This is a genomic window from Variovorax sp. OAS795 (assembly GCF_040546685.1).
Classification (GTDB): Bacteria; Pseudomonadota; Gammaproteobacteria; order Burkholderiales; family Burkholderiaceae_C; genus Variovorax.
In genome coordinates this window covers 830,542-846,225 of sequence record NZ_JBEPOH010000001.1, presented here as the reverse complement: position 1 = coordinate 846,225, position 15,684 = coordinate 830,542, and the positions used below count along the sequence as shown (strand labels likewise).

Sequence of the window (15,684 nt, the reverse complement as noted above, 5' to 3'; positions counted from 1 at the left end):
AGACCGACCGAATGGCAACGATGAAAAGCAATCAGGCCAGCGCCCTGGTGTACTCCACCGAGGCGGGCGGGCGCATGTGCCCCGAATGCCGCGCACCGATGGCACAGTGCCGCTGCAAGGAGAACAAGGCGCGCCTTCCGGCCACCGACGGCATTGTGCGTGTATCGCACGAGACCAAGGGCCGCAAGGGCAAGGGGGTGACTGTCGTCAAGGGCCTCGCGCTCGATGCCGCGGCGCTCGCGGCCGTGGGCAAGCAGCTCAAGACGGCCTGCGGCTCCGGCGGCACGGTGAAGGACGGCACCATCGAGATCCAGGGCGACCATCGCGAACTGGTGATTGCCGCGCTGGCCAGGCAGGGTCACACGGTCAAGCGTGCGGGAGGCTGAAGCGCATGAAACCCGAAGACCTGCAGCGCCTCGTCACGCTCCAAATGCCTTTCGGCAAACACAAGGGCACGCTGATTGCCGATCTGCCCGGAAATTACCTGACCTGGTTCGCACGCGAGGGTTTTCCCTCAGGCGAGATCGGCCGGCTGCTGCATTTGATGCATGAAATAGACCACAACGGGCTGTCCGGGCTGCTCCAACCGTTGCGAAACCGCCCGTCGGGACGTGATGTTTCGTAATAAGAGAGAAATCCAGCGCGCTTTTCCCGGTTCCGCTTGATAATCCGGCCTACGTGTCTGTGAGCTTGCTCCCGTGCACGTAATTCGGTGATCGGTCAGTTTCGCGCCACAGCGCCATTTTGTTTGTTGTGATTCTGGGACTCCATCGCTTTGTATTGTTGGTTTGAATTAGGAGTCCCTCAATGGGCAAGAAACTCTACGTAGGCAACCTCGCCTACTCCGTGCGTGATAACGACCTGGAACAGGCTTTCGGCGAGTTCGGCTCGATCGTCAGCGCCAAGGTCATGATGGAACGCGACACCGGCCGCTCCAAGGGCTTCGGTTTCGTCGAAATGGGCACCGACGCTGAAGCGCTGGCTGCCGTTGAAGCCATGAACGGCCATTCGCTCCAGGGCCGCGCCCTGACCGTGAACGAAGCCCGTCCGATGGAAGCTCGTCCCCCCCGTACCGGTGGTGGCGGCGGCTACGGCGGCGGCGGCGGTGGTGGTGGTTACGGCGGTGGTGGCGGCGGCGGCTACGGTGGTGGCGGCGGCGGCGGTGGCCGTAGCGGCGGCGGCGGTGGTTACGGCGGCGGCGGTGGCCGCGGCGGCTACTAAGCCCTCGCAAGCACTCATCACGGGAGCCCCGGCTCCCGCATGAAAAAAAGCTCCTTCGGGAGCTTTTTTCATTTCTGCGCTGTCCCGGCTGGCAAGGGGAGAACCCTTGTACGCATTTGTCCTTACCGTGCTGGTCAGCCAACGGTCAGCCGCGCCCGACGACCCTCACCGGTCCAAACAAGAGGGGCGAGACAATGCGGATCAAGAGTCAGGCTGACTTCTTTTCAGGGGTCATGTTCACAGCCGTGGGCGGCGCTTTCGCCATCGGCGCCACCACCTACACCATCGGGGACGGCGCACGCATGGGGCCCGGGTACTTCCCGCTCATGCTGGGCATCCTGCTCGCGATCCTCGGGGCATTCATCATGTTCCAGGCCATGGTGGTCGAAACCGCCGGCGGCGACCCGATCGGCAAATGGGCCTGGCGGCCGCTGGCCTTCGTGCTCGGCGCCAACCTCGCATTCGGCATCCTGCTGGGCGGCCTGCCGAGCATCGGCCTGCCCGCCATGGGCATGATCGTCGCGATCTACGCCCTCACCATCATCTCGAGCCTGGCCGGCCAGCAATTCAAGCTGCGCGACGTGCTGGTGCTCTCCACCATCCTGGCGGCCGGCAGCTATGTGGCCTTCATCTGGGCGCTGAAGCTCCAGATCCAGGTCTGGCCTACTTTCATTTCGGGTTGAGGAGCACACCGCCATGGAACTGTTCCACAACCTCGCGACCGGCTTCGGCGTCGCCTTCACTTTCACCAACCTGCTGTACTGCCTGGTCGGCTGCATCCTGGGCACCTTGATCGGCGTGCTGCCGGGCATCGGCCCGGTCGCGACCATCGCGATGCTGCTGCCCGCCACCTATGCGCTGCCGCCCGTGTCGGCGCTGATCATGCTGGCCGGCATCTACTACGGCGCGCAGTACGGCGGCTCGACCACTGCGATCCTGGTCAACCTGCCGGGGGAGTCGTCCTCGGTGGTCACCTGCATCGACGGCTACCAGATGGCAAGGCAGGGCCGCGCAGGCCCCGCACTCGCCGCGGCAGGCCTGGGCTCGTTCTTCGCGGGCTGCGTGGGCACGCTGATCCTGGCCGCCTTCGCGCCGCCGCTGACCGAGCTGGCCTTCAAGTTCGGCCCGGCCGAATACTTCTCGCTGATGGTGCTCGGCCTGATCGGCGCCGTGGTGCTGGCCTCGGGCTCGCTGCTCAAGGCCGTGGCCATGATCGTGCTGGGCCTTCTGCTCGGCATCGTCGGCACCGACGTCAATTCGGGCGTCGCGCGTTTCAGCTTCGACATTCCCGAGCTCACCGACGGCATCGGCTTCGTGGTGATTGCGATGGGCGTGTTCGGCTACGGCGAAATCATCGGCAACCTTTCGCAGCCCGACGACGAGCGCGAGGTGTTCACGCACAAGGTCAAGGGCCTGTGGCCCACCAAGGAAGACTTCAAGCGCATGACGCCCGCGGTGCTGCGCGGCACGGCGCTGGGCTCGGCGCTGGGCATCCTCCCCGGCGGCGGCGCGCTGCTGGCGGCCTTTGCGGCCTACGCGCTCGAGAAGAAAATCAAGATGCGTCCCGGCGAAGTGCCTTTCGGCAAGGGCAACATCCGCGGCGTGGCCTCGCCCGAGTCGGCCAACAACGCCGGCGCGCAGACCTCCTTCATCCCGCTGCTGACACTGGGGATTCCGCCCAATGCCGTGATGGCGCTGATGGTGGGCGCGATGACCATCCACAACATCCAGCCGGGCCCGCAGGTGATGACCAGCAACCCCGAGCTGTTCTGGGGCCTGATCGCCTCGATGTGGATCGGCAATGCGATGCTGATCATCCTGAACCTGCCGCTCATCGGCATGTGGATCAAGCTGCTGACGGTGCCTTACAAGTTCCTGTTCCCTGCCATCGTGCTGTTCTGCGCCATCGGCGTGTACTCGACCAACAACAACACCTTCGACGTGTGGATGGTGGCGATCTTCGGCTTCATCGGCTACCTGTTCCTGAAGCTCAAGACCGAGCCGGCGCCACTGCTGCTGGGCTTCATCCTCGGGCCGATGATGGAAGAGAACCTGCGCCGCGCACTGCTGCTGTCGCGCGGCGCCTGGAGCGTGTTCGTCACACGGCCGCTGTCGGCCGGCCTGCTGGTCGCGGCGGCGCTGCTGCTCGGCATCGTGCTGCTTCCCTCCATCAAGGCCAAGCGCGAAGAGGCTTTTGTGGAGGAATAAGCGCCGCTAGCGAAGGAACAACTGCCAGGCCATGCCGGCCAAGGCCGACGCGAGCACCACGGGGATCACGCCGGCCTTGAAGCGGAACAGCGCGATGGCCGCGAGCACGCCGATGACGGCGGAGGGAAACTCGAAGGGGCCGGACAGGCCCTGTGGCCAGAGCACGTGGTAGGCGAAGAAGACCGCGAGGTTGACGATCACGCCGACCACGGCCGCGGTGATGGCGGTCAGCGGGGCGGTGAACCTGAGGTTGCCGTGGGTCGACTCGATGAAGGGTCCGCCCAGCAGGATGAACAGGAACGACGGCAGGAAGGTGAAGAAGGTCACCACCGCCGCCGCTGCCGCGCCCGCCGCGAACAGCGCATGCGGGCCGAACAGCGCCTGCCCCCAGCCGCCGACGAACCCCACGAACGACACCACCATGATCAGCGGGCCGGGCGTGGTTTCCCCGAGCGCGAGTCCGTCGATCATCTGTGTGGCGGTGAGCCACTGGTAGTGGTCGACCGCGCCCTGGAACACATAGGGCAGCACCGCATAGGCGCCGCCGAATGTCAGCAGCGCGGCCTTGGTGAAGAACCAGGCCATCTGCGTGAGCGCGCCGTGCCAGCCGTACAGCGCCGTGAGCGCTCCCAGCGCACCGAGCCACAGCAGCAGGAACACCGACAGCACGCGCATAAAACGGCCCCAGCCGAACAGGGCGTGCGCGGGCGTCGGCGTGTCGTCGTCGATCAGCGCCGGGCCAGCCGACGCTGCCGCGGCGCCGTGCGCGCCGCCCGCCGCAAACGAAGCCGGCGCGAACCGGTTGCCCAGATAACCGATCGCGCCCGCACCGAGCACGATCAATGGGAAGGGCATGCGCAACGCGAAGATCGCCACGAAGGCGGCCACCGCAATGGCCCAGAGCCAGGCGTTCTTGAGCACCCGCGAGCCGATGCGCCAGGCCGCGAACAGCACGATGGCCGTCACCGCGGGCTTCACGCCGTAGAGCAGGCCCGCCACGGCCGGCACATGGCCGTACGCCAGGTAGGCCCATGACAGCGCAATCAGGATGAAGAGCGACGGCAGCACGAAGAGCACGCCCGCCGCGATGCCGCCCCAGGTGCGGTGCATGAGCCAGCCGATGTAGGTGGCCAGCTGCTGGGCCTCGGGGCCGGGCAGCAGCATGCAGTAGTTGAGCGCATGCAAGAAGCGCTTCTCCGAGATCCAGCGCCGGCGCTCGACCAGTTCCTGGTGCATGAGCGCGATCTGTCCGGCCGGGCCACCGAAGCTGATGAAGCCGAGCTTGAACCAATAGAGAAAAGCCTGCCAGAAGCTCACGGGTGCGGGGCGTTCGACAGGCTCGGGCGATGCCATGGAATCGGACTTTCTTGATTTGTTATTTCAGGAATGCGTCATAGGCGGTCTTCAGGATCAGCGCGCTCACCACGACGATGAACACCACCCGCACGAAGCCGGCCCCATGCTTCAATGCAACACGCGTACCCAGCAGGCTGCCGGCCACGTTGGCCACCGCCATCACCAGCCCATAGTGCCACCAGACATGGCCCTTGAGCGCGAGCAGCAGCAGGGCCGCGGCGTTGGTGAGCGTGTTGATGATCTTGGCCGAGGCCGAGGCGTTGAGAAAGTCGTAGCCCATCCAGCGCACGAACAGGAAGATTAGGAAGCTGCCCGCGCCCGGGCCGAAGAAGCCGTCGTAGAAGCCGATCGACAGGCCGATGGCGCAGGCCGCGAGCGTCTCGGCGCGGCCGCTGAAGCGCGGCACGTGGTGGCGCCCCAGGTCCTTGCGCGCGAGCGTGTAGAGCAGCACGCCCAGCAGCACGATGGGCAGTGCACGGCGCAGGAAGTCGCCCGGAAACAGTGTCACGCCCCAGGCGCCCAGCATCGATCCCGCGAAGCCGACCAGCGCAGCCGGCCACAGCGCGCCCCAGCGCATCTGCACCCGCTGGCTGAATTGGGCCGCCGCAGCGGCCGTGCCCCAAATGGAAGCACTTTTGTTAGTACCGAGCAACGTGGCGGGCGGCGCTCCGGGAAAGACCGCGAAAAGCGCCGGCACCAGGATCAATCCGCCGCCGCCCACGATCGAATCGACAAAGCCCGCAAGCAGCGAGGCGCCTGTTACCACCAGCATTTCCATCGCGGGATTGTCGCACCGGAGGCGCTATCGAAAAGGGAGCTTCAACGGTAGGAAGAGCGGGGGCGTGAGCCCTCTTGGGTCCGCGTGATCGTGGCACCGGAACAGCCAATAAAAAAGGCGCCGACCAGCGGCGCCTTTCAAGTTCAAGCACGGCTTCTCGAACGGAAGCCTTGAAGAATTTTTGTTGTAGACCGAATTTGTCTCCTCGGACCCTCGGCAGCACGAGCTTGGCCCGTTCGCGAGTGGGCAGACTTTAGGGGGTGCACCGGCCCAGTGCATTGGGAGTAACCCGCTTAACTGTCCCTCCAAAGGCCTCTTCTCTGGCAAAAGTGTTTCGACGCGTTAATGAACATTACTCCACGATGTGGCACGACTTGTGCACGGGAGCGGACGAGCCATTCCCGGAGGATCGCCCATGTCCATGTCCGAAAGCGACCGCATCGCCCTCGCGGCGCGCCTTCACGTCGCGCTGCGGCGAAAGCATGGGCGCGTGACCGACACGGAGTGGATGGCGACCAACGCCGAGTACGCCACCGAAATCATCCGCATGACGCGCGAGCATGCGGCGGAAACCAAGGACGAGGATCTGTACCTGCTCGCCACCCGGCTGGAGCAAGCCATGGAGCCGCTGGCCCGGGCCGCACGGCTGGCCGCGCGAGCCCCCGGCGGCAATCTTCACAGATTGCTGCCGCGCCTGGGCGCCGGCCCAGGCTGATTCCTGCCGCCCGCTTTCAGCCTGCAGCCAGCGCGGCCTTGCGGATCGACTGCAGCGTGCTGCCCGGCGTGATGGCCTCCGGATCGAGCAGGCAATGCAGGATCGCGGGCTTGCCGCTGGCACGCGCACGCGCCAGCGCGGGGCCGAATTCGTCGGTGCGGGTGACGCGTTCGCCATGGCCGCCGAACACCTCGGCATAGCCGCGGAAGTCGGGGTTCTTGAGCTCGGTTGCGCTGATGCGGCCGGGATAGTGCTTTTCCTGGTGCATGCGGATGGTGCCGTACATGGCGTTGTCCAGCAGCACCACGAGGATCGGAAGGCCGTACTGCACGGCCGTGGCGAACTCCTGGCCATGCATCATGAAGTCGCCGTCGCCCGCGAACACCACCACCTCGCGCTGCGGCCACAGGCGCTTGGCGCCCACGCCCGCGGGCAGGCCGTAGCCCATCGACCCGCTGGTGGGTGCCAGCTGGCTCGCGAACGCGCGGAACGGCCAGAAGCGGTGCACCCAGGTTGCGAAGTTGCCTGCGCCGTTGCAGAAGATGGTGTCGGCCGGCAGCACCTCGCGCAGGTGCTGCATCACCTCGCCCATCTGCAAGGGGCCCGGAATGCGGATCGGCGCCGGATCGCTCCAGCGCAGGAAGTCTTCGCGCGCGGTCCTGGTCTCGGCGGCCCAGGCGGGCGCCGAAACAGGGCGCAACGCTGACACCGCCTCGGCGAATGCCTGCGGCGTGGCGTGGATGGCCAGCGCCGGCCGATACAGCTTGCCGAGCTCGTCGGCATCGGCGTGCACATGCACCAGCGCCTGCTTCGGCTGCGGAATGGCGAGCAGCTCATAGCCTTGCGAGGGCACTTCGGACAGGCGCCCGCCCGCCAGCAGCACCAGGTCGGCATTGCGGATGCGCTCGAGCAGGCGCGGATTGGCGCCCAGCCCCAGGTCGCCGGCATACGAGGGATGCTCGGCCGACAGCAGCATCTGGCGGCGGAACGAGCAGTAGACCGGCAGCGAGAACGCCTCGGCAAACGCCGCGAACTGCCGCGTCGCGGCTTCGGACCAGCGGCTGCCGCCCAGGATGACCACCGGCCGCTCGGCCTCGGACAGGCGCCGCTGCAGCTCGGCGATCTGCGCCGCGCCGGGGTAGGTTTCGGTGACGGCATAGGGCTGCGCATCGGCCACCGCGGCGGCTTCGGTCAGCATGTCTTCCGGCAGTGCGATCACCACAGGACCGGGCCGGCCCGAGGTCGCGACGTGGAAGGCGCGCGAGACGAGCTCGGGCACGCGCGCCGGATCGTCGATCTGCACCACCCACTTGGCCATGGTGCCGAACACCGCGCCGTAGTCCAGCTCCTGGAAGGCTTCGCGGCCCAGCGCCTCTCGCGCCACCTGGCCGACGAAGAGCAGCAGCGGCGTCGAATCCTGGTGCGCGATGTGCACGCCGGCTGCCGCGTTGGTGGCGCCCGGCCCGCGCGTGACGAAGCACACGCCGGGCTTGCCCGTGAGCTTGCCCTGCGCCTCGGCCATCATCGTGGCGCCGCCTTCCTGGCGGCATACCGTCACCTCGATCGATGCGTCGTGCAGCGCGTCGAGCACCGCGAGAAAGCTTTCGCCGGGCACGCAGAAGAGCTGCTCGACGCCATGGGTGATGAGCTGGTCGACCAGGATCTGGCCGCCGGTGCGGGAAGAAGTCATGCCGTGTCCAATGCAATGAAGGTCTTGTTCATTCGAGAGCTTCGCATGCCGCTGCAATGCGCGCACACGCCTCCTCGAGCTGCGCCATCGACGTGGCGTACGAGATGCGGAAATATGGCGCCAGCCCGAACACGCTGCCCGGCACCACCGCGACTTCGAAATCCTGCAGCAGGTGGTTGCAGAAGTCGCTGTCCGTCTGCAGCAGCATGCCGCCGCGCGTGCGGCGGCCGAGCACGCCGGCGCAACTCGCAAAGGTATAGAAGGCGCCTTCGGGCACGCGGCAATGCAGCCCCGGTGCGCGATTCAACGCAGCCACCACGAAGTCGCGCCGCGCCTGGAAATCGGCGCACCGCTCGGCCACGATGTCCTGCGGCCCGGTCAGCGCCTCGATCGCGGCAGCCTGGCTCACCGACGACGGGCACGAGGTCGACTGGCTCTGCACCACCGCCATGGCCGCGATCAATGCGCGCGGCCCCGCGCCGTAGCCCACGCGCCAGCCGGTCATCGCGTAGGCCTTCGACACGCCGTTGACGGTGAGCGTGCGTTCGCGCAGCCGCGGCTCCACGGCCGCCGGCGTGGCAAAGGCCAGGCCGTCGTAGAGGATGTGTTCGTAGATGTCGTCGGCCAGCACCCACACCTGCGGGTGCCGCAGCAGCACCTCGCACAGCGGCGCGAGCTGGGCCGCGCTGTAGGCCGCGCCGCTCGGGTTGGACGGCGAGTTCAGGAAGAGCCAGCGCGTGCGCGGCGTGATGGCCGCCTCGAGCTGCGCGGCTTCGAGCCGGAAGCCCTGCGCCTCGCTGCAGGGCACGCTCACCGGCACGCCGCCGCAGATCTGCACGATGTCGGCGTAGGAGGTCCAGTAGGGCGCGGGCAGGATCACCTCGTCGCCCGGATTCAGGCTGGCCATCAGCGCATTGAAGATCACCTGCTTGGCGCCCGCGCCCACGCTGATCTCGTCCAGCGCAAAGTCCAGCGCGTTGTCGCGCTTGAACTTCAACTGCACCGCGGCCTTCATGGCCGGGCTGCCGTCGAGCACGGTGTAGCGCGTGTCGCCGCGCGCAATGGCGCGCGAGGCGGCGGCCCGGATGTGCTCGGGCGTGTCGAAGTCCGGCTCGCCCGCGCCCAGCACGATCACCGGCCGGCCGGCGCGCTTGAGTGCATTGGCGTGGTCGGTGATGCGCAGGATTTCCGACACGCCGATGGCGCGCACGCGCTGCGCGGGCTCGAACGCCGGGGACGTGGAAAGCGTGGATTCGGGATCGGCGGAGGTCACTTCGCGTACGCCTCCAGCGGCTTGTCGTTGGGTTCGGCAATGAGCTGCTTCAGCGCGGCGCTCATCGGCAGGTTGAGGCTGGTGTTCTTCGGCGGGATCGGCGCGACGAACCACTTGGTGTAGATCTTCTCGAGCTCGCCGCTCTTCATGAGGCGGCGCAGCGCGTCGTCCACGGCCGTCTTGAAGGCGGGGTCGTCCTTGCGGAACAGCAGCGCGATGGGCTCGGAACCCAGCGCATCGCCGACGATGCGATAGGCCGCCGGGTTCTTCGAATTCGCGATGATGCCGGCGAGCAGGTTGTCGTCGAGCACGAAGGCATCGGCGCGGCCCGACTCCATCAGCAGGAAGCTCTCGAGGTGGTCCTTGCCGAGCATCGTGGTGATGGTGGTGTTCTGCGCGCGCTCGCGCTTGCGCAGCAGCTGCACGGCGGTGGTGCCGGTGGACGCCGACACGGTGCGGCCCGCCAGCTGGTCGAGCGAGCCGATGCCCGAATCGACGCGCGTGGCCATGCGCACCTCGCTCACGTAGGTGGTGAGCGCGAACGCCACCTGCTGTTGGCGCGCGGTGTTGTTGGTGGTGGGGCCGCAGCCGATGTCGAGCGTGCCGTTCTGCACCAGCGGGATGGTGTTCTGCGCGGTGACGGCCATGTATTCGAGCTTGGCCGAGGGCACGATGTCCTTCAGCACGCGCTCGCACAGTTCGACGTGGTAGCCCACGTACTTGTCGTTCGCGCCCAGCATGTAGGCCATGGGCGGCGAGGCTTCGCGCACGCCGAGCACGGCCTTGCCGCTGGTCTTGATCTTGTCGAGCGTGCCGCCGGTGGGGGCCTGCTGCGCGGTGGCGGCGAATGCCGTTGCGAGCAGTGCAGCGGCGGTGAGGTTCTTCAATTGCATCTTCATGTTCTCTGTCTCCTGGTTGTTTTTCTGGGGTCCGCACGGCCGCCGTCCTGCCGCCGCAGCGAAGTGCCGCGCGGTCGGATTGCCAAGCCGGAGCCGGTCAGTCGTTGATCTCGAAGGTCACGCCCTGGGCGAGCGGCAGCGCAGTCGAGTAATTGATGGTGTTGGTGGCACGGCGCATGTAGGCTTTCCAGCTGTCGGAGCCGGCTTCGCGTCCGCCGCCGGTTTCCTTCTCGCCGCCGAAGGCACCGCCGATCTCGGCACCGCTCGGGCCGATGTTGACGTTGGCAATGCCGCAGTCGGAACCCGCGCTCGAGAGGAAGCGCTCGGCCTCGCGCACGTTGAGCGTGAAGATCGACGACGACAGGCCGGCGCCCACCGCGTTGTGCCATTCGATGGCGTCGTCCAGCGCGCCGTAGCGCACCACGTAAAGAATGGGCGCAAAGGTCTCGCGCAGCACCGGGCCTTCATGCGACTTCAGTTCGACCAGCGCCGGGCGCGCATAGTAGGCGTCCTTCGTGCCGATGCCCTCGACGCGCTGGCCGCCATGCACCGTGGCGCCGATCTCGCGGCATTCGCCCAGGGCCTTCTGCATGCCGTCGAACGCGGCGCGGTCGATCAGCGGGCCGACCAGCGTGCCGGCCTCGCGCGGGTCGCCCACCTGCACGTTGCCGTACGCCCTGGCGAGCTTGGGCACCAGCGCGTCGTACACGCTGTCGTGCACGAACAGGCGGCGCAGTGTGGTGCAGCGCTGGCCGGCCGTGCCCATGGCCGAGAACGCGATGGCGCGCAGCGTGAGGTCGAGGTCGGCCGACGGCGTGACGATGGCCGCGTTGTTGCCGCCGAGTTCGAGAATCGCGCGGGCGAAGCGTGCTGCCAGCTTCGGGCCCACCTGCCGGCCCATTGCCGTGGAGCCGGTGGCCGAGAGAATGGGCACGCGGTGGTCGTCGACCAGCACTTCGCCGATGTCGCGCTGGCCCAGCAGCAGGCCGAGCAGGCCGTCGGGCGCATCGCCGAAGCGCGCCAGCGCGCGCTTCGCGATGGCATGCGTGGCCAGCGCAGTCAGGGGGGTTTTCTCGGACGGCTTCCATACCACCGAATCGCCGCACACCAGCGCGAGCGCCGCATTCCACGACCACACGGCCACCGGAAAGTTGAAGGCCGAGATCACGCCGCACACGCCCAGCGGGTGCCATGTTTCCATCATGCGGTGCTCGGCGCGCTCGGTGGCGAGCGTGAGGCCGTAGAGCTGGCGCGAGAGGCCGACCGCGAAATCGCAGATGTCGATCATCTCCTGCACTTCACCGGCGCCTTCGGTCGGGATCTTGCCGGCCTCGAGCGTCACGAGGCGTCCGAGGTCGGCCTTGGCGGCGCGCAGTTCTTCACCCAGCAGGCGCACCAGTTCGCCGCGGCGCGGCGCGGGCACGTTGCGCCAGGCCTTGAAAGCTTCATGGGCCTGGCCGATGGCCTCGGTTGCTTCGGCCGGCTTGGTCTGCCGCACCTGCGCCATCACCTCGCCGGTCACCGGGGAACGCACCGTCAGCTCGCCGCCGGTATAGGCGGTGCGCGGAACGCCCAGGCGTTGCAGCAGCTGTTCGACTTCGGCGGTCAGGGAGGAAGAGGCTTGGGCTTCAGGCATGGCGCACTCCGGGAAGGAGGAGGAGAAAAATGGGAAACGGCGGGACAGGGACGGGGCAATATCTTCCAATCCCGCACGGTTGCCTAGTGAAAAAATGGAAGGACCTGATGCGTTTGCCGAATGAACTCGGCACGCGCCCCCGCAGTGACGGGCTGCGCGCCTACGCGCAAAACGCCGGCCTGCATCGAAGATGCCGCACCCCCGGGCGGTCCCGTGCGTTGCCGCGGGGCCGGCCCCCCGACGCACTCCAATCCTTGCCGTACCGCCATGAAAGCGATCCTCACCCTGTATGCCGCGATCCATGCGTTGATGGCGGCCGCGTTCGCCGCCGCTTCGCTGGTGCTGATCGCGATTGCCGCGCGCGCCGGCTGGGGCGCGGTGTCGCAAGGCCTCGATCTTCCGGCGGCCGAGGCGATCATCGAAGCGGTGGGCCTTTTGGCGGCGGGGGTCGTGGCGTTGCAGATCTCGCAGACCGTGCTCGAAGAGGAAGTGGTGCGCGACGCGCACATCGGCGCGCCGACACGGGTGCGGCGCTTTCTCTCGCGCTTCATGGTGGTGATCGTCGTCGCGGTGGCGGTCGAAGGGCTGGTCGCGATCTTCAAGGCGCGCGAGGCACCCGAGCTCATGCTGCACGCTGCCGCGATGCTGGGCGCGGTCGGCCTGCTGATGGCGGGCTGGGGCATTTTCATCCGCCTCAACCGCTACGCCGAGGAGCTGGAACCCGAGGCGATGGAAGACGCCAAGCGCGAGGACAGCAAGCTGAAATGAACGCGACGGCTAGCGCGGGCCGGGCGCGTCCGGCAGCGGGATCTTCTGCCCTGCCGGCGATCCCGCCAGGCTCTGCGCCGGCCGCCGCAAGGTGGCGTCGAAGGGGTTGATCTTCGGACCGATGGCCGCGGCCTCGCGCTTGAGCAGCTCGACCACCGTGGGCATGCGGTCGGCGTTGAGCCGGTCGGCGATCGTGCCCACGCTCAATGCAGCCACGGCGCGGCCCTCGCGGTCGAGAATGGGCACCGCCACGCCGGCCATGCCTTCGAGCAGGCCAGTGTTGCGGCCCGCGTAGCCCGCCTGGCGCACGCGCTCGATCTCGGTGCGCAGGTAGACCTCGTCGTACACGCCGTACTCGCGCACGCGCGAAAGGTTGAAGCGGATCACCTCCTCGCGCTCGGCCTCCGGCAAAAAGGCCAGGATCGCGAGTGCGCCCTGCCCCACGCCCAGCGCAATGCGCCCGCCGATGTCGCCGGTGAACGAGCGGATCGGGAACGGTCCTTCGCTGCGGTCCAGGCACACCGCGTCGAAGCCGCTGCGCGCCAAAAGAAAGATGCTGTCGCCCAGGCTCGCGCACAGGCGCAGCAGCACCGGGCGGCAGAGGGAGCGCAGGTCGCCCGGGTTGCCGGCGCTGGCCGCGAGCGCGAAGAAATCGATGCTCACGCCGGTAGAGCTTGCTGCGCTCGTCCTGCTCGACCATGCCCTCGGCCATGAGCGACTGCAGCAGGCGGTGCGTGGTGGCCTGCGTGAGGCCCACCGAACGTGCAATCTGCGTCACGCGCCCGCCTTCGGCCTGCACCGCGCCGAGCGCGCGGATCACCGAAAAGACGCGCGGGACGCCGCCGCTGGCGGCCGAAGGGGTTTCCATGCCTTGCTCCTGTGGAATTCCAAAGATCGTTCGCCTGCATCATATTCCATTGAACGGAATAAATTAGATAAAGATTCTGTTTAATGGAATACCCGAGGCGAACTGGCGTGATCGTTGCAATAGAGTGAATTGAAAGTTCTCTCTTTGTCCACGGCGTGCACCAAGGTGTGGCGCGCCTTCATGACCGCGCAGAAAGGCCCTTCCATGTCATTCCTACGGCTCACCGACGTGACCAAGTTCTACGGCGCCACGCGCGCCGTGTCGGCCATGAACCTCACGGTGGAGAAGGGCGAGTTCGTTTCGCTGCTGGGGCCTTCGGGCTGCGGCAAGACGACGACGCTGCAGATGATCGCGGGCTTCGAGGCGGTTTCCGGCGGGCGCATCGAGCTCGCGGGCAAGGACATCACGCATGCCAAGGCGAACACGCGGGGCCTCGGGATCGTGTTCCAGACCTACGCCCTCTTTCCGCACATGACGGTGGCCGACAACGTGAGCTTCGGCCTGGAGATGCGCAAGATGCCGAAGGCCGAGCGCAAGGAGCGCGTGAAGCAGGCGCTGGCGCTGGTTCACCTCGAAGCGCATGCGGCGCGCTACCCGCGCGAGCTCTCGGGCGGGCAGCGCCAGCGCGTGGCGCTGGCCCGCGCGCTGGTGATCGAGCCGCCGGTGCTGCTGCTGGACGAGCCGCTGTCCAACCTGGACGCCAAGCTGCGCGAAGAGATGCAGTTCGAGCTGCGCCAGATCCAGCGCAAGGTCGGCACCACCACGGTGATGGTCACGCACGACCAGAGCGAGGCCATGTCCATCAGCGACCGCGTGGTGGTGATGGAAGGCGGCTGCGCCACGCAGATCGACCATCCGCACCGCGTGTACGAGCATCCGAGCACGCGCTTCATTTCCACCTTCGTGGGCAAGGCCAACCTGCTGGACGCCCGGGTCACCGTGTGCGGCGCGCGCAGCTGCCATGTCGAAGTGGGTCCGCTCACGGTCGAGGTGGACGACACCGGCCATGCCTCGGGTGCAGCGGTGCTGATGAGCGTGCGGCCCGAGAAGCTGCAGCTGGTGGAGGCCGGCCGCGGCCGCCTCGACGGCACGGTGCAGGAGCGCTTCTTCCTCGGCAGCCAGTGGCTCTATCGCCTGCGCACGCCCGCCGGGGAACTGACCGTGCTGAGCCCCAACGACGGCCGCGACGCGCTCGACGAAGGCAGCGCCACAGGGATCGACTGGCCCGCGCACTGCACGCGCCTGTTGCCGGCTGAATCGGCTGAATCGGCTGAAGCGGCGGTGGCGGCATGAGCGCCGCGCCGGGCCGCCCCAAGCAAGCACGCTCCCGCTTGGCGGGAAGGCGCGCAGCGCCAAGGGTGCACCAATGAGCGCATCGACCAAAGCGGCCACGCCGTGGTGGCTGTCCGGCCCCGCGCTGCTGCTGTTCGCGGCCCTGCTGCTGGTGCCGCTCGCGCTCACCGCGGTGCTGTCCTTCAACGTCTACGACCCGGCGACCGGGCCCAAGGCCGGCGAGTTCACGCTCGAGCACTACACGCACGTGTTCACCGACTCGTACTACCACGGGATCTTCTGGCGCACCTTCTGGATCTCGGGCGTCGTCACACTGGTCTGCGTGCTGGTCGGCGCGCCTGAAGCGTACGTGCTGAGCCGCATGCGCAACCCGTGGCGCTCGATCCTGCTGCTCGTCGTGCTGGCGCCGCTGCTGGTGTCGGTGGTGGTGCGCGCCTTCGGCTGGAGCATGCTGCTCGGGCCCGAGGGCGCGGTGAACGGACTGCTGCGGCTGGTGGGCATCGGGCCGGTGAAGATGCTCTACACCGAGATCGCGGTGATCGTGGCGCTGGTGCACGTGATGCTGCCCTTCATGGTGATCCCGGTATGGACCTCGCTGCAGAAGCTCGACGCCGGCGTGGAGAACGCGGCGCTCTCGCTCAAGGCCTCGCCCTTCACCACGCTGCGCCGCATCGTGCTGCCGCAGGTGATGCCGGGCATTCTCTCGGGCAGCCTGATCGTGTTCGGGCTGGCCGCGAGCTCGTTCGCGATCCCGGGGCTGCTCGGCGGACGCCGGCTCAAGATGGTCGCGACGGTGGTCTACGACGAATACCTGCACGAACTGAACTGGCCGCTCGGCGCAGCCGTGGCGCTCACTTTGCTGGTGGCCAACCTCATCGTGATGCTGAGCTACAACCGCCTCGTCGAAGGCCGCTACAAGAAAGCGCTCGGGTGAAGAACATGACCCCCACGCTCCATCACTCCGTGTATTCGCTGCCCC

General features: G+C 67.4%; 15 protein-coding genes and 1 pseudogene. 9 read left to right on the top strand and 7 right to left on the bottom strand.

Features of this window, described 5'->3' with window-relative positions; all coding sequences use genetic code 11:
- Window positions 1-11 precede the first annotated feature (11 nt).
- From ABID97_RS04125 to ABID97_RS04105, 5 genes are all read left to right on the top strand, one after another.
- On the top strand, window positions 12-386 hold the full coding sequence (locus ABID97_RS04125; RefSeq protein ID WP_354397285.1) for a translation initiation factor Sui1: 375 nt from the start codon (window positions 12-14) through the stop codon (window positions 384-386).
- Between the two features lie 5 nt (window positions 387-391).
- Window positions 392-625 carry a DUF3820 family protein gene (locus ABID97_RS04120; protein ID WP_354397284.1) on the top strand — a complete coding sequence of 78 codons (234 nt, stop codon included), beginning with the start codon at window positions 392-394 and terminating at the stop codon, window positions 623-625.
- A 182-nt stretch (window positions 626-807) separates the two neighbouring features.
- The gene (gene rbp / locus ABID97_RS04115) at window positions 808-1,221 is read left to right on the top strand and encodes an RNA-binding regulator (RefSeq protein ID WP_354397283.1); all 414 of its coding nucleotides are present in this window, start codon (window positions 808-810) and stop codon (window positions 1,219-1,221) included.
- 194 nt (window positions 1,222-1,415) lie between these two features.
- Entirely contained in the window at window positions 1,416-1,904 is a 489-nt protein-coding gene (locus tag ABID97_RS04110; RefSeq protein WP_093021365.1) for a tripartite tricarboxylate transporter TctB family protein, read from the top strand.
- A gap of 13 nt (window positions 1,905-1,917) precedes the next feature.
- On the top strand, window positions 1,918-3,429 hold the full coding sequence (locus tag ABID97_RS04105) for a tripartite tricarboxylate transporter permease (protein WP_093021360.1): 1,512 nt from the start codon (window positions 1,918-1,920) through the stop codon (window positions 3,427-3,429).
- Window positions 3,430-3,435: 6 nt separating this feature from the next.
- Here ABID97_RS04105 and chrA read toward each other — a convergent pair whose 3' ends face one another.
- Entirely contained in the window at window positions 3,436-4,782 is a 1,347-nt protein-coding gene (chrA, locus tag ABID97_RS04100) for a chromate efflux transporter (protein WP_354397282.1), read from the bottom strand.
- A 22-nt stretch (window positions 4,783-4,804) separates the two neighbouring features.
- Window positions 4,805-5,563 carry a TSUP family transporter gene (locus ABID97_RS04095; protein ID WP_354397281.1) on the bottom strand — a complete coding sequence of 253 codons (759 nt, stop codon included), beginning with the start codon at window positions 5,561-5,563 and terminating at the stop codon, window positions 4,805-4,807.
- 415 nt (window positions 5,564-5,978) lie between these two features.
- Between ABID97_RS04095 and ABID97_RS04090 the strand changes: the two genes are divergently transcribed.
- Complete coding sequence (locus tag ABID97_RS04090) at window positions 5,979-6,278, top strand: hypothetical protein (protein WP_354397280.1); 300 nt, start codon at window positions 5,979-5,981, stop codon at window positions 6,276-6,278.
- A gap of 16 nt (window positions 6,279-6,294) precedes the next feature.
- Here ABID97_RS04090 and ABID97_RS04085 read toward each other — a convergent pair whose 3' ends face one another.
- The 4 genes from ABID97_RS04085 to amaB all read right to left on the bottom strand — a co-directional run bounded on the left by ABID97_RS04085 (window position 6,295) and on the right by amaB (window position 11,776).
- Window positions 6,295-7,968 carry a thiamine pyrophosphate-binding protein gene (locus tag ABID97_RS04085; RefSeq protein WP_354397279.1) on the bottom strand — a complete coding sequence of 558 codons (1,674 nt, stop codon included), beginning with the start codon at window positions 7,966-7,968 and terminating at the stop codon, window positions 6,295-6,297.
- A gap of 28 nt (window positions 7,969-7,996) precedes the next feature.
- Complete coding sequence (locus ABID97_RS04080; protein ID WP_354397278.1) at window positions 7,997-9,241, bottom strand: pyridoxal phosphate-dependent aminotransferase; 1,245 nt, start codon at window positions 9,239-9,241, stop codon at window positions 7,997-7,999.
- Window positions 9,238-10,140, bottom strand: coding sequence for an amino acid ABC transporter substrate-binding protein (locus ABID97_RS04075; RefSeq protein ID WP_354397277.1), 903 nt, complete (start codon window positions 10,138-10,140; stop codon window positions 9,238-9,240). Before ABID97_RS04075 ends, ABID97_RS04080 begins: the two co-directional genes overlap by 4 nt.
- A 97-nt stretch (window positions 10,141-10,237) precedes the next feature.
- Window positions 10,238-11,776, bottom strand: coding sequence for an L-piperidine-6-carboxylate dehydrogenase (gene amaB, locus ABID97_RS04070; protein ID WP_354397276.1), 1,539 nt, complete (start codon window positions 11,774-11,776; stop codon window positions 10,238-10,240).
- 267 nt (window positions 11,777-12,043) lie between these two features.
- Here amaB and ABID97_RS04065 point away from each other — a divergent pair, with 267 nt between their 5' ends.
- Window positions 12,044-12,544 (top strand): hypothetical protein, encoded by a 501-nt coding sequence (locus tag ABID97_RS04065; protein WP_354397275.1) that lies wholly within the window; start codon window positions 12,044-12,046, stop codon window positions 12,542-12,544.
- A gap of 9 nt (window positions 12,545-12,553) precedes the next feature.
- On the opposite strand, the pseudogene ABID97_RS04060 reads toward ABID97_RS04065, so the two are convergent.
- A pseudogene (locus tag ABID97_RS04060) lies at window positions 12,554-13,412 on the bottom strand (IclR family transcriptional regulator).
- A 204-nt stretch (window positions 13,413-13,616) separates the two neighbouring features.
- Between ABID97_RS04060 and ABID97_RS04055 the strand changes: the two are divergent.
- On the top strand, window positions 13,617-14,705 hold the full coding sequence (locus ABID97_RS04055; protein WP_354397274.1) for an ABC transporter ATP-binding protein: 1,089 nt from the start codon (window positions 13,617-13,619) through the stop codon (window positions 14,703-14,705).
- 73 nt (window positions 14,706-14,778) lie between these two features.
- Complete coding sequence (locus tag ABID97_RS04050) at window positions 14,779-15,639, top strand: ABC transporter permease (RefSeq protein WP_354397273.1); 861 nt, start codon at window positions 14,779-14,781, stop codon at window positions 15,637-15,639.
- Window positions 15,640-15,684 lie beyond the last annotated feature (45 nt).